This window comes from Streptomyces sp. SUK 48 (assembly GCF_009650765.1).
GTDB lineage: Bacteria > Actinomycetota > Actinomycetes > Streptomycetales > Streptomycetaceae > Streptomyces.
The window spans coordinates 8,164,062-8,178,145 of sequence record NZ_CP045740.1; the positions used below are offsets into that span (position 1 = coordinate 8,164,062).

8 protein-coding genes and 1 tRNA gene are annotated in these 14,084 nt (G+C 75.5%); 5 read left to right on the forward strand and 4 right to left on the reverse strand.

Going from position 1 to position 14,084, the window contains the following annotated elements:
* Nucleotides 1-603: 603 nt before the first annotated feature.
* Complete coding sequence (locus tag GHR20_RS35905) at nt 604-2,082, reverse strand: DHA2 family efflux MFS transporter permease subunit (protein ID WP_153815650.1); 1,479 nt, start codon at nt 2,080-2,082, stop codon at nt 604-606.
* A gap of 966 nt (nt 2,083-3,048) precedes the next feature.
* Here GHR20_RS35905 and GHR20_RS35910 point away from each other — a divergent pair.
* Nucleotides 3,049-4,179 (forward strand): NAD(P)/FAD-dependent oxidoreductase, encoded by a 1,131-nt coding sequence (locus GHR20_RS35910; protein WP_153815651.1) that lies wholly within the window; start codon nt 3,049-3,051, stop codon nt 4,177-4,179.
* Between the two features lie 835 nt (nt 4,180-5,014).
* On the opposite strand, the gene GHR20_RS35915 is transcribed toward GHR20_RS35910, so the two are convergent.
* From GHR20_RS35915 to GHR20_RS35925, 3 genes are all read right to left on the reverse strand, one after another.
* The gene (locus tag GHR20_RS35915; protein WP_111587308.1) at nt 5,015-5,809 is read right to left on the reverse strand and encodes an SDR family oxidoreductase; all 795 of its coding nucleotides are present in this window, start codon (nt 5,807-5,809) and stop codon (nt 5,015-5,017) included.
* A gap of 299 nt (nt 5,810-6,108) precedes the next feature.
* Nucleotides 6,109-6,202 (reverse strand) — tRNA-OTHER (locus GHR20_RS35920).
* A gap of 142 nt (nt 6,203-6,344) precedes the next feature.
* Complete coding sequence (locus GHR20_RS35925; RefSeq protein ID WP_243878240.1) at nt 6,345-7,925, reverse strand: FAD-dependent monooxygenase; 1,581 nt, start codon at nt 7,923-7,925, stop codon at nt 6,345-6,347.
* 124 nt (nt 7,926-8,049) lie between these two features.
* Between GHR20_RS35925 and GHR20_RS35930 the strand changes: the two genes are divergently transcribed.
* From GHR20_RS35930 to GHR20_RS35945, 4 genes are all read left to right on the forward strand, one after another.
* Complete coding sequence (locus GHR20_RS35930) at nt 8,050-8,703, forward strand: 3'-5' exonuclease (protein WP_153815652.1); 654 nt, start codon at nt 8,050-8,052, stop codon at nt 8,701-8,703.
* Between the two features lie 545 nt (nt 8,704-9,248).
* A complete protein-coding gene (locus GHR20_RS35935; protein WP_243878241.1) occupies nt 9,249-10,601 on the forward strand; it encodes a DUF4157 domain-containing protein in 1,353 nt (450 codons plus the stop codon).
* Nucleotides 10,602-12,238: 1,637 nt separating this feature from the next.
* On the forward strand, nt 12,239-12,496 hold the full coding sequence (locus tag GHR20_RS35940; protein WP_111587306.1) for a DUF5988 family protein: 258 nt from the start codon (nt 12,239-12,241) through the stop codon (nt 12,494-12,496).
* Between the two features lie 15 nt (nt 12,497-12,511).
* Complete coding sequence (locus GHR20_RS35945) at nt 12,512-13,891, forward strand: hypothetical protein (protein WP_153815653.1); 1,380 nt, start codon at nt 12,512-12,514, stop codon at nt 13,889-13,891.
* Nucleotides 13,892-14,084 lie beyond the last annotated feature (193 nt).

A 14,084-nucleotide genomic window follows, 5' to 3' on the forward strand; every position in this document is an offset into this window, starting at 1 on the left:
AATAACAATCTTCGTCGCCCCCCGGCAATCCCCGCGATCAGCGGATACGCAAGAGTTACGCGCCGGTAAGGTCATGTCCGCCGGGAAGGCGTGTCGGCGGTGCCAAACCGCCGCGCCGGGGCCGTGAACACGCGGACGGAATACGGCAGTCCGCCTCCGCGGGAAGCAAAGACACCGTTGTCGGCGCCCCGTTGCGGCATTACCGGTGTGGCGTACGTCATGTCTCCATGTGTCGAACGGATGTGACGGCGTGAATCCCCGGTGCGCTCCATGCGCCGAACGCGCCGCGCGAAAACGGAATTCGGTGCCGCGGTTCCCGGAAAAAGCTGACGGCCGGTCAGATCGGGTGATCTGACCGGCCGCCGGCCCCCTCGGCCCGGCCCCCGTCGCGCCCGGCTCCTGTCGGGTGCGGTCCCAGCCGCGGTGCGGCTCCTGGCGTGGCGCGGTTCCTGGCGTGGCGCGGCTCTCGCCGGGCCCGGCCCGGGCCGGGGCGTCGGGGTCCGGGCCCGAGGGGGCCGGGCCGGGGCCGGGCGTCCTCACGCGCCGTCCGCGGCGCCTTGCTCGCCCCGGCGGGCGGCCCGAGGGGGCGGTGGCGGCGCGCCGTTACGCCCCGCCGGCGTCCCCGGCCGCCCGGCCGGCTCCTGCGTCCCCGGCGGGTTGTGCGGGCGGGGTGGGGCGGGGGGTTTTGCCGACGGTGCCGACGAAGAGGCAGGCGATCGCGGCGGCCGCGGTGGCGCCCAGGGTCATCTCCCAGCCCCGGTCGAAGGCGTCCGCCGGGTGGGCGGCGCCGGAGCCCATGGTGGCCACCAGCAGGGAGATGCCGAGGACGGTGCCGGCCTGGCGGGCCATGGTGATGACGCCGGAGCCGGTGGAGAAGCTCTGCGGCGGCAGGCCGGAGACGCCGGCGCTGATCAGCGTGGGCAGGGTCAGGCCGACGCCGATGCCGGTGAGGAGCATGCCGGGCAGCATCCCGCCCGCGTAGCCGGCGTCCGGCGAGAGCCGCACCAGCCACCAGGCGATGCCCGCGCCGAAGACGACGCACCCGGCGAAGGCGACCACGCTGGAGCCGAAGCGGTGGATGACCGGCCCGATGCTCATGGCCAGCGCCGGCGGCAGCAGCGTCCCGGGGAAGATCGCGAGCCCGGTCCGCACCGCCGACCAGTGCCACACGTCCTGGCACCACAGCACCGTCGACAGCAGCATGGCCGCGAAGGCGACGGCGAACAGCACGTTGGAGAACGAGGACGGGCTGAAACCGCGGAACTTGAACAGCGGCAGCGGCAGCACCGGCGAGGCGTGGCGGGCGGAACGCACCGTGAACCAGACCAGCCCCAGCACCCCGAGCACCAGCGCGCCCAGGAACTTCTCCGACGCCCAGCCCCAGTCGTCGCCCTTGACCAGGCCGAGCGCGACCAGGGCGATGGACACGGTCAGCACGGCGGCACCGAGCACGTCCGCCCGCGGCAGGTCCCGGGAGGGAACCCGCGGCAGCACCCGCAGCCCGCCCAGCAGCGCGGCCACCCCGATCGGCACGTTCACCAGGAACACCCAGTGCCAGCTCAGATCGGTCAGCAGCCCGCCCAGCACCGGACCCAGCGCACTGGCCACACCGCTGATCGCCGTCCACCCGCGCACCGACGCGAGCCGCTTGTCCGGCGGAGCGGTCGCCAGCAGCAGACCCAGCGAGGAGGGGATCAGCATCGCCGCGCCGACCGCCTGCAGCACCCGCGCCCCGACCAGGAACCAGATCCCCGGCGCCAGCGCGCACAGCACCGAGGAGAGCGTGAACAGCACGATGCCCGACAGATAGGCGGTCCGCGGGTTGACCCGGTCCGCGAGATTGCCCGCCGGCACCAGCAGCGCCGCGAACACCACCGCGTACGCGTTCAGCACCCACGACAGGGACGCCAGCGACGTCCCCGAGAACTGGTGCCCGATGTCCGGCAGCGCCACATTGACGATGAACACGTCCAGGTTGGCCATCGCCACCCCGGCGGCGATCACCGTGAAGACCACCCCGAGCCGCGGTCGTTCCTCCGGAGGACTGAGGGTGCCGGCGGTCCGGCCGTCAGGGAGGCTCATGTTCGTCCCATCTCAGTTTGGAATTCCAACTCACTTGCGCAGTGAAGCTAGCAACGAACGAACACGCGCGGCAACGCCCGCCGGTGCGCTGTGACGCGTTCCTCTTCCGGCACGTCAGACAGCCCCCGCCCGCACCATGACGACCCGTCAGGCGGCGCGGGGCGCCCTCGCGAACCCACCGGCACCCCCGCCCCTCCCGCCCCCTCCGCCGTCCCGCGGCGCCTGGGGCGCTCGCCTATCCGGTCGCCGCCCCGGCCGTACGTGCGACAGGATCGGGCAGCACGGCAGCACGGCAGCACGGCAGCACGGCAGCACGGCAGCACGGCAGCACGGCGGCTGACGCCGGGCGCGGAGACGGGCGGAGAATGATGATCACGGCGACCCGGTCGGCGGAGGTCACCTCCGTGTGCGGGGCCTGCGGCGGCGTATCGGTCCGGGACCTGGGCCAGTTCGTCGAGCGGGACCTGCTGCGCCGGGGCGTCGAGGCAGACGGCGATGGTGTCCAGCCCCGGCCCCAGGCCGCGCAGCGCCGGCACCCGGTAGGGGCGTACGAGGTCGTCCTCGGTGTACTCCCGGTGCCCGCCCGGGGTGCGCCGCGAGGGCTGAGCAGGCCGATGGTGTCCCAGTGGTGCGGCGTGCGCACGGTCAGTCCGCCGGCCCGCGCGAGCCGGCCCACTCTCCAGGTCGCGGAAGTGGTCAGGGAGCCACGACGCGTCCTCACACCGCGCGAGGTTCAACCCCCGCCGGGGCGAGGCTCGCGGGACATCACCCCTGCTGCGCGAACGGGCCGCCCCTCTTCGGCCGCTTTGCGGCCGGCGCGGGTGTCGGCCCGTTGTCGGTGCTGTCGCCGGCCTGTCGGTGAACTGTCGACGCCCGCCCGGACAGTGGAGCCCACCGGACACCGGCCCCGCGCCGGGCCCCGGTCACCGCAGCGCCTGACGACACGACGGGAAGGACCCCCCTCTCATGACCACGGATGTCACCATCATCGGTGCCGGACTCGGCGGCCTCACCCTCGCCCGTGTCCTGCACCTGCACCGCATACCGGTCACCGTCTACGAGGCGGAACCCTCACCGGCCGCCCGCGCACAGGGCGGACTGCTCGACATCCACGACTACAACGGCCAGCTGGCCCTGGAGACAGCCGGTTTGACGGACGAGTTCCGGGCCGTCGTCCTGGAGGGCCGGCAGGCGATGCGGGTCCTGCGCACGGACGGGTCCGTCCTGTTCGAGCAGAGCGACGACGGCACCGGCACACGCCCCGAGGTGCAGCGCGGCGAACTGCGGCGGGTCCTCCTCGACTCGCTGCCGCCCGGCACCGTCCGCTGGGGCCGCAAGGTCACCCGCGCCCGCGCCCTGGGCGGGGGCCGCCACGAGGTGGCCTTCGCCGACGGCACGCGCGTGGACACACACCTGCTGGTCGGCGCGGACGGCGCCTGGTCCCGCGTCCGCCCCCTGCTCACCGCGGCCGTGCCCGCATACACCGGCAGGTCGGTCGTGGAGACCTACCTGTACGACGCCGCGACCCGCCACCCGGCCACCGCGAAGGCGGTCGGCGGCGGCTCGATGATCGTGCCCACACGGGGCCGGGAGATCTTCGCCCACCGGGAGCGCGACGACACCCTGCACGCCTACGTCGGCCTGACCCGCGATCAGGACTGGTTCGCCGCCGTCGACTTCACCGACCCCGCAGCGGCCGCCGCGCGGATCGCGGCCGAGTTCTCCGGCTGGGCGCCGGAACTCACCGCGCTGATCACCGCCACCGACACCGCCCCGGCCCTGCGCCTCCTGCACGCCCTGCCGGCCGGCACCCGCTGGGACCGCGTCCCCGGCGTGACCCTCCTCGGCGACGCCGCGCACCTCGCCGCTCCCAACGGCGAGGGCGCCAACCTGGCCATGCTCGACGGCGCCGAACTCGGCCGGGCGCTGGCCGCCCGCCCCGCCGACACGCAGGCCGCGCTCGCCGCCTACGAGCAGGCCATGTTCGAACGCGCCCGGGAGTCCGACCAGATCCTCGGCCTGGACCCCGGCGACCTCACGGCCGAGGACCTGGCCGCCGCGTTCACCCGCGAGTCCGCCCGCCACGAACAGCCCTGACCCCCGGGGAGGCTCCGGTCCGGGCCGCGCGCCCGGACCGGGAAACCGGACGGGGTGGGTGCGGGCCCGGTCGAGTCCGTCGGGGCGGGGGCCGGCGCGCAGGCCGCGGTCGAGTCCGGCCGGGGCCCGCATCTCCTCGGCGGTGAGGGTGAAGCCGAAGACGGCGAAGTCCTCGCGGACGCGGGCCGGGGCGGCCGGCTCGGGGAGGACGATGCTGCCCAGCCGGAGGTGCCGGCACAGGACGATCTGGGCGGCGGGCGAGGGCGGGGGCGGGGGGCCTCCCGCGCCCGGCGGCCAGGCCGCCGATGACCGGCTCGCCCAGCACGGCGCCCTGCGCGAGTGGGGCTCCACGCCTCGGTGGCGGTCCCGTGCCGGGCGTGGAACGCGCGTGGCCCGGCCCGCCGGAGGCCGGGGTGCAGCTCGATCTGGCCGGCGGCCGGGGCCGGCGCGGCGTCCTCCGGCAGCCTGCTCAGCCGGCCGGGCCGGAAGCTGGAGACACCGGCGGCGCGGATGCGGCCCGCATCGGCGAGGCTGGTGTGCCGAAGGCGCGCAGGGTGGCGTCGTAGCCCTGGTCGGAATTCCACTGCGAACGCGGGCAAGGTGCGGGCGCATCAGCGTGTCCGGGGTGCATCGGGGTGCGCGGCGGGGCGTGGGCCGCGCCACGGTCCCGGGGCTCGCGGCGGCTTCGCCGGGAACGGCGCGGCCGGCCGGTGACATCCCAGGGAGGACCGGGGACGGCCCGGGGAGGACCGGTGACGGCCCGGGGAGTACCGGGGACGGCCCGGGGGAGTCCCGGGGCGGACCGGGGGCGGGCCGGGGGAGTCCCGGGGGCGGCTCAGGGGAGGATCGAGTCGACGTAGCCGCCGTCGACACGCAGCGCGCCGCCGGTCGTCGCGGAGGCCAGCGGGGAGGCCAGGTAGACGACCATGTGGGCGATCTCCTCGGGCTCGATCAGACGCTGGATCAGGGACTGGGGCCGGTACCTGACCATGAACGCCCGCTGCGCCTCGTCCCAGGGCAGTTCGGTGCCGACGAGTTCGCGGACGAACTCCTCGACCCCGCCGGTGCGGGTGGGGCCGGCGATGACGGAGTTGACGGTGACACCGGTGCCCGCGGCGTCCTTGGCGAAGCCGCGGCCGACGGCGAGCAGCGCGGTCTTCGTCATGCCGTAATGGATCATCTCGGCGGGGACGGCCACCGCGGAGTCGCTGGCGAGGTTGAGGATCCGCCCCCAGCCGCGTTCCTTCATGCCGGGCAGGCAGGCACGGATGAGACGGACGGCGGACAGGACGTTGACCTCGAAGTAGCGGCGCCACTCGGCGTCGTCGATCTCCAGCGGGGCCGCGCTGCCGAAGACGCCGAGGTTGTTGACGAGGATGTCGGGCGCCGGCACGGCCGTCAGGACGTCGGCGGCGCCCCGCTCGGTGGCGAGGTCGCCCGCGGCGCCGGTGACGTCCCCGCCGCCGGAGCCGGCGCGCACGGTGCGCACGGCGTCGGCGACGCGGTCCTCGCCGCGGCCGTTGACGACGACACGGGCGCCCGCGCGGGCGAGTCCGGTGGCGATGGCGAGGCCGATGCCCTGGGTGGAGCCGGTGACCAGCGCGGTGCGGCCGGAGAGATCGATCTGCATGAGGGGTTCTTCCCGTCGGGACGGCGGCGCCCGGTGCCGCCCGCCCCGCGGCCGGGGCACACGTCCTGCGGCCGGGGACGACGGACTCGGGGGATCACGATGTTCCGCCCCCGCAGGCACACACGCGCCGCGGACGGCACCGGGGTTACGCCATCCGCCCCAGCGTTTTCCCACCATCGCCCCGCCACCACCTGAGGCCGCATGCACGCACTCACGCACAAGCCGGAAGCCGACGCCCCGCCGCTCCCCACCCGAGAGCGACCAAGAACGCCCGGCACCAGGCGCCGCCGGCCGTGTTGCGGAGAGGGCAGGATTCGAACCTGCGTGGACCGTTGAAGGTCCGACTTCGGGCTGCTGCCCTGGTCCCCGATAAGCCGCTCCGGGCACCTCTCCTCGCGTTCGGCCTGTGCGGTAGCGCCGTTCACGAGGACAACCGTGCCAGGCCCCGCTGACATACCCCTGACCGCCCGCTGACCTGACGCTCCCGCACCCGAGGCCACGCGCGGCGCCCCCGGCCGGCCCGCGGAGCGGCGGATCAGCCCGGCACCACCACGGCCTCCGGCACGCCGAACCACTCCTGGAGCGCCTGCGCCAGCCCGGCCGTCGACGCCGGCGCCCCCGCGTCGGCCGCCCAGGCCGTGAAGCCGTCCGGGCGGACGAGGACCGCCGCCAGCTCCGGCCGGGACGGGCAGCGGGCCGTCAGGGTGTCGACGCGCCCGGCATACCCCGCGGCGAGGGCCCGCGGCTCCGGGTCGTCGGTGAGGTCGAGCAGGAGCGCCCGGCCCGTATGCAGGTGGTCCGCGAGGCGGCCGCAGCCGGTGAGTTCGAGGTCCGGGACGCTGCGGCCGGTCAGCGGGTGCCCGCCCGCGCACCCGTACCGCACCCCGCCGCCGTTGAGCCGCGCGGTGAGGTACGTGGTGCCCGCCACCGTCCCCGCCAGGTCGCCGACGATCTCGCGCAGGGCCCGGGACCGCGGGTCCGGCCGCATGGCCGCGACCTGGGACCTGGTCCAGTCCAGGACCCGCGCACCGACCGGATGCCGCTCGGCGCTGTACGTGTCCAGCAGCCCTCGCGGCGCCCGGCCGCCGATCACCGCGGCGAGCTTCCAGCCGAGGTTCATCGCGTCCCCGATACCCAGGCTCAGCCCCTGGCTCCCGAACGCGGAGTGCACGTGCGCCGCGTCGCCCGCCAGCAGCACCCGGCCCCTGCGGTACTCGGTGACCTGACGGGCGTGGTCGGTGAAGCGGGTCGCGGTGCGCACCCCGGTGACCGTGACGTCCACACCGCAGACCCGCCGCAGCCGCGCCTGGAGGTCTTCGGCGGTGACCGGCGCGTCCCGGTCGGCCGGCGGGCCGTCGAACTCCACGGTGACGACCCGGCCCGGCATCGGCCCGTACGCGTACACCCCGGTGTCCGTGGCGGTCCAGCCGACCTTCAGCTCCTCGGCACCGGTCATCTCCACGACCGCCTGGTGACAGGTGATCTCCGGTTCCGTACCGGGGAACGCGAACCCCGCGAGCTTGCGGACCGTACTGCGGCCGCCGTCGCAGCCCACGAGCCAGCCGGCGCGTACGACCCCGTGCCCGGTGTGCACGGTGACCGCCTCCTCGTCCGCGTCGAAACCGGTCAGCTCCACTGCCCGGCGCACGTCGACGCCCAGCTCGTCCGCCCGCTCGCCCAGCAGCCGCTCGATGTCCTGCTGCGCCACGAACGCGATCTCGGCGGCGGGCCCGGCGTCGCCAAGACCCGGCTCCCCGCGGTCGACCAGGCCGGCGCGCAGCATGATTCCGGCGAAGTGCCCGACGATCCCCAGCCCCTGGCCCGCCTCCGCGCCCCCGTCCCCGTTCCCGCCCCCGTCGCCGTTCCCGCCGTTCTGTTCGCGGATGAACGCCCGGAAGCGGTCCACCGTCCGCCGCTGCACCTCGGCCAGCGCGGGCAGCATGCCCCGGCGGTAGAGCGCCTCCGCACCGGGCGTGGTGATCGCCCCGCCCTTGATCGTCGGGTCCACTTTGCTGAGGCGCTCCAGGACGGCCACCCGCGCGCCCCCGAGCCGGAGCTCACAGGCCAGCATCAGTCCGACCGGGCCGCCTCCGGCCACCACCACGTCATAGTCCATGGCGCCGACTATGACCGAGGGGCGAAAGGGCCAAAAAGCCGCCGCGGTGTCAAGGGACAGGCCCCGCGGGGGCAGCCTCGAAAACCACGTGCTCCGGCCGTTGCGCCTGCTTACGCTTCCCGCCATGGACAGCACCTGGACCGAGGGCCTCGTCAACGTCGTGGACGTCGAAGCGACATGCTGGGCCGGTTCCCAGCCGCCCGGCGAGGTGAGCGAGATCATCGAGATCGGGCTGACCGTCGTCGACCTGGACGCCGGCGAGCGCCTCGCCCGCCACCGGATCCTCGTGAAGCCCGCCCGGTCCACGGTCAGCGAGTTCTGCACGGAGCTGACCGGCCTCACCCAGCACGAGGTCGATCAGGGGGTCGCCTTCGCCGAGGCGTGCCGGCTCCTGGCGGCCGAGCACCACGCGGGCACCCGGCCGTGGGCCAGTTGGGGCGACTACGACCGCCACCAGTTCACCCGGCAGTGTCAGGCCGCACGCACGCCCTACCCTTTCGGCCGCCGCCACACCAACGCCAAGGCCGTCTTCACCCAGGCACACGGTCTGCGCAGACGCCCCGGCATGGCACAAGCCCTGGAGATCGCCGGACGGCGGCTCGAAGGCCGCCACCACCGGGGCGAGGACGACGCCTGGAACATCGCCGCCCTCGTGCTCCACCTCTTTGCCCGGGGGCTCTGGCCGGCAGGAACCGTGCCGAGCGGCCCGGCGGACCGGCCGGCCGTCCCCGGCGGATCACGGGCACGTGCTTCTCGTTGCGGAGAGGGCAGGATTTGAACCTGCGTGGACCGTTGAAGGTCCGACTTCGGGCTGCTGCCCTGGTCCCCGATAAGCCACTCCGGGCACCTCTCCCAGCGTGTGACGGCCTGTGCGGTAGCGCCGTTCACGAGTACTACCGTGCCAGGCCCCGCTGACACACCCCTGACCGCCCGCTGACCGGATGATCGCGCCCCGGGCCGCACGAGGGGAAGGGGGCCGGGACGAGAAGGGGGGGCGGGCCGTCCGGCACCAACGGCGTACGGCGCCCCGCAGTCCACGCCGGCACCGCTCCGCGGGCCCCGGACGCCACCCGGGTGCGCCACCGACGCACCCGCACCCTCTTCCTCGTCGGCCCCGCCCGCCCCGGAGGCCCCGTGGGGCGTCAGGACTGCCCCCGGGTCTGCCCTTTGGGGACATGAGGACGCGACCGGCCCCCGTGCGAGGGTTAAGCCAGGCCCCCTTCACTTGTGAGCGCCGGAGGACGAACGACGATGAGACCACCGCGCGAGGAGCAGCCCGCGCCGGGGAAGGCACGGATACCCCAGCACCGACCAGCGGCTCCCGTGTCCGGTGACACCGCCGTGCAGCGCGCACCCGCCCTGCAGAGCGGCATCGGCAACGCGGCCGTCGTCGAGATGCTCCGGCGGGCCGGACACCCGGGCACCCAGGAACACCACGGCGCCGGCCCCGGTAGCGACCATGGTCCCGGCTGCGGCCACTGCTCACCGCGGCCCCCCGTCCAGCGAGCCCCCGCCCGCGACGAGGAGGACGAGCCCGCCCACCGGCCGGCGGAGCCGACCCCGGGGGAGCAGAGCACCCTGCTGGCCGCCGCCATGGACTCGCCGAGCCGCCCCCTGCCCTCCTCGGTCGTCGCGAAGGCCACGGCCTTCTACCGCAACGACGCGCTCTCCTCCACCCGCGTCCACCACGACGCCGTGGCCCAGCGCGCCACCGCGGCGCTGGGGGCCGAGGCCATGACCGTCGGAAACCACATCTTCCTCTCCGCCGGTGCCACGGCCGAGGAGCGGCTGATCGGCCACGAACTCAGCCACGTCGACAAGAACCTCAGGAACCTGCCGGAGACGGGCCACCGCAACGGCGCCGGCGTCACCGTCACCGACCCGCGCCAGGCGTCCGAGCGGGCCGCCGAGCGGGACGGCGACGCCTACGCCGCCGGGAAGCCGACCGCCCCCTCTCTCCTCACCCCGCACCCGGCGGCACCCGGCGCGCACCAGCCCGTCCAGCGGATGACGGAGGAAGGGGCCGGGGACGGGCGCAGGGTCGCCCTGGAGGAGCAGCCCCCGGGACTCAGCAGCGAGGAACACGTGGCGGGGCTGGGCGAGGACAGCGAGGAAGAGGTCCTCCTCAAACGCGGCGTGACACCGACACAGCGGATGCACATGCAGAGGGAGATCATCCGCGGCTCCTTCGTCAGCTTCCCCAAGATCATGCGGGCACCCGACGAGAACGCCGCACGGCCCGACGACGAGCACGTGCGGGGCTACGTGAGCCAGCACCGCGACGACGAGATCGCCAAACTGATCGAGTTCTCCACGGACCCGGAGATCGCCACCAAGTTCGCCTCGGAGGCCCGGTGGGGATACGTGCTCACCATCCGGATCAAGAGGAAGTACCTGGCGAAGGGCGCCACCGGAGGCGAACGCGGCTGGATCGCCCAGCAGGGCGCGCCCTACGACATCGTCGCGGTCGAGCGGAGGGACTCCCTCGAACCGGGACTCGTCCCCCTGACCGAGGCCGAACTGCGCGACGCGGTCAGGAACGAGGAGATGGCCGAGTTCCTGCTCAGCGTCCAGGACCCCGTCGCGATGGCGGCCCACCTGAACCGGTTCACCGGCATGGAGAAGGTCGCCGAGGCCAAGAAGATCGCCGAGTACAAGAAGACGGTCTTCGCCTGACCACCCGACCGGACGCCGGTCCGGCCCCTCACCGCCCTGCCACCCCCGCCGCGGGCGCCGCCTCGGCCACCTCCTGACCGACGGCACCCGCACGGGCCCCCGCACGCGGTGAGGGACCGCACGACCACCCAACAGCCCCCGCCCGCCCCGCACCGCCACGGGCCGCAGCGGCCTCACCCGCGCCGAGGACCCCGGCCCCGGCGGTGTCCGCGCCCGCTCTCCTCCGCCGCGACGGCCCCGACACCTTCCACCGGCGCAAGACGAACGCGGCCACGGCCTCCCGGCGCACCACCGCGCCCCCGCCCACGAGACCGCCGACACCCGCCCCCGAGGCCATCGGCCCCACTCCCGCCGGATCTGCGGCCGCGTCCCGGACCTGGCCCCGGGCCACCGCCCGACGCTGCCCCCGGCCCCCCGGCCCCCGGCCCCCCTCGCACCGGCCCCCCGGCCCCGGCGCACCACCCCGCCCGGCCCCGGCCCCCTCGCACCGGCCCGCACACCCACGGACGCCACCTGACCGCTCGTCAACCCCCGCGCACCGCCGACGGACCCGTCGTACGAACCGCGGGCGGACGCGCCCCGTGAGGCGAGACACATCACGAGAAGCGGGCAAGTTTCAACCGATTCACGGATTTACGGGCCGCCACCCGTCGACGGGTCGCCACCCCTGCCCCAGACTCGGCGGTATCCACTTCCCGTACCCCTCTTCACGAAGCTCGGTGGCTGCCGTGGGTCGTCCAGTTCGCGTTGCCGTCGAAGGAGCGGGCGTTCCGGGGATCTGCGCGCCCCGCCGCCGCCGCGGCCGGCGAGGCGGCTGCTCCCCGGCCGCCCCGGACCCGGTCCGTGATCCCGCCTCCCGGCCACGGCCCCCTCCGCCTGCCCGAACTCTTCGATGAGGCAAGGCCGTTACCGCACCCGTGGCAACCGGTCCTCGACCGCGGCGGCCGAAGACCGGGCGCCGTACAGCACCACACGCCCGCGCGCACCGCATCGCGGACAGGCCGACGTCCCCGGGCCGGCCGGCGTCTTCGCCCGGCCCGCCCGCCCGGCGCCGTCCCGCACCGTCCGGCCGCGCGGCGCCCGCGCCCACCGCCACCGACCGCCCCGGCCCCGCCTCCCGGACCGCGCGCCCGGAAGGTGAGCCCCCGCGAACCCCGACCCCCGTCCCCTCGGCACCGGTCCCCCCGCCGCACGCCGGTTCCGCACAGGAGCCGCCCATGAGCCCGACCACGCGACCAGAGCCGCCTCCCCTCCCGGCGCGGGGCGAACGGAGCGCCACGCCCCGCCCGTTCGGAACCCGCGGGCCCCCGGCGGGCCGACCCCCGGCCGGGCCCGCCGCCCACCCCCTGTCGCCCCCCGGGCGCCCCGTACCGCCGCCCGCCCGGGTGGCGAGCCCCCTACCGCCGCCCGCCCGTGTGGTCGGCGGGCGCCCCGGGCGGCGATCCGGCCGACTTCCCGGCCGGTCCCGCCCGTGACCGGCGGGCAGGCGAGCCATGTCGCCACGCTGACACCCGCGTCGGCCCGCCACCGCCCCCGGCCCGCCACCGCCCCCGGCCCGGCCGCACCCGGCAGAGCCGCACACCGGCCTGCCTTCCTGCCGGCCGGCCGCTGTTCACGCACCGACAAGGAACACCGCCATGACCGTCTTTGCCGAACCGGCCGAGGACATCGCCTTCGCCCACGCCCGGCAGCAGCTCGTCCTCCTCGAAGGCGCCGGCCGCGGTCCCGGAGGGCTCATGCGGCTCACCCGCGGCACGACCGCCGTGTCCGAGCGGGTGACCGTCGCCTTCTACGGCCGCCACCAGCACTTCACCCGCACCCGGGAGACCCGCACCGTCTCCGGGCTCGAGGTGCCGCTGTACCGCTGGACCTACAGCACCGCCATCGCGGAATAGCACCCGAGGCAGGGAATGGCACACCGTCATGCCAACGACCGGCTGGCCGCCCTCCTGCGAGAAGCCGGCTGGACCAACGGGGAACTCGCCCACGCGGTCAACACCCTCGGGGCGGCGGAAGGACTCGCGCTGCGCTACGACCGCACCTCCGTCGCCCACTGGCTCTCCGGCACCAGACCCAGACCACCGGTGCCCGACCTGGTCGCGGCGGCCCTCACCCAGCGCACCGACCGGCTCGTCATCGCCGAGGACACCGGCTTCCTCCCCCACGCGTACGCGCGCGGTCCGCTGCCCGGCAGCGACCCCGGGCACAGTCCCCTGAGCGAGCTGATCGCCCTGTGCCGCCAGGACTGCGATCCCGTCCGGCGCGCGGCGCTCACCTCGGCGACGTTCCGCGTCGCCCCGCCCCCGCCGCCCGTCCCGCCCCCCGGCCCGGCCCCGGCCCCGGAGGCCGTCGCGGCGCCCCTGCCGCCGGCCGCCGAGGCCGATGTGGCCATGCTCGACTGCGTGATCCTCGTCGCCGCGCGCAGCACCGGCCTGTTCGGCGGCAGACACGCCCGCAGCGCCCTCGCGCAGTACCTCGCCGACGACATCAGCAGCCAGAGCCGGCACACGCGCGGCACCCGCCTGGAACCGGTGTGGCTCACCCGCACCGCCCAGCTGACCCATCTGCTCGCCCTGAAGAGCGAGGACACCGGGCACAGCGGACTCGCCCAGCAGTACTTCCGCACGGCGCTGGCCCTGGCCTCGGCCGGCGGGGACCGCGTCCAGTACGCGGTCACCCTGCGGGCCATGAGCTGCCAGGCGGCCCGCCTGGGCCACACCGCGATAGCCCACGCCCACGCCGAACAGGCGCTGGCCGCCGCCGGGGACCTCGCCGACCCCGGCACCCGGGCCTACCTGCTGGCCCAGCGGGCCCACACCCACGCCCTGCGCCAGGACGGCCGCCGCGCGCTGGCCGACCTCGACACCGCCGCGCAGCTCCACGAGCCGCACGGCACCGCGTCCGGCGCCCCTCCGCGGCCGTTCGCCTCCTATCCGCGGGCCGGCCTCGAATACCAGCAGGCCCTGGTGCTCCTCCACTTGCGCGAGCACGAGCGGGCCATCGCCCATCTCGCGCACTCCTTCGGCCACCGCGCGCCGGGTGAAAGGCGCGCCCTCGCGCTCACCCACGCGCTGATGGCCGATGCCCTGCTCGGTGTCGGCCGCCTCGACGAGGCATGCGTCCACGGCCACCGGTTCCTCGACGAGAGCGCCCCGCTGGACTCGGCCCGGGTCCACCAGGCGCTGGCCCACCTGTGCGGGCGTCTCACCCCGCACCGGCGCACCCCCGCGGCGGCGGCGGTCCTGGAGCGGGCACGCGCCTACGGTGCGGACAGCCGGCCCGTCCTGTGAGGCTCAGCCGTGCGGACGCGGCAGCGGGCCCGCCTCCCGCGCGGCGCACGGCGGCGTGCGGCGGCAGCCGTTTCCGGCGTTATGGCCGGCCGCGCCGGGCGGCTCCGGCTCCGGCTCCGTTACCTCCGCGGGGGGCGGGGGCACGGCCGGTCGGTACATCTGGGGGTCGTCCATGGCTCCGAGGTATACAGGC